Below are 272 nucleotides of genomic sequence, written 5' to 3' on the forward strand. Positions count from 1 at the left end.
TGATTGAAGATGAGGCTCTCTTCATTGACGGGACTAAGGTAGAAGCTGATGCCAATAAGTATTCCTTCACGTGGAAAAAGGCCGTTGAACGCTATGAAGATGCCTTGAACGGAAACATTTCTGCCCTCTATGACAAACTGGTCCAAGAAGGGGTAAATACTGCCTTGTCCAAGGAAGAATGCCTCACTAGCGAGGGACTAAACCAACTCCTACAAGAAACCGAACAAGTATTGGATGAGGTGGAAGAAGCTATCTCACAAGAGCCTAAAGTC

1 pseudogene is annotated in these 272 nt (G+C 45.2%); it reads left to right on the forward strand.

The features are described 5' to 3' along the window. Positions 1–272 (forward strand): annotated as a pseudogene (locus tag C1E99_RS08820) (IS5/IS1182 family transposase); the annotation flags it as partial.

The sequence above is a fragment of the Streptococcus suis genome (assembly GCF_002964045.1).
GTDB lineage: Bacteria > Bacillota > Bacilli > Lactobacillales > Streptococcaceae > Streptococcus > Streptococcus suis_U.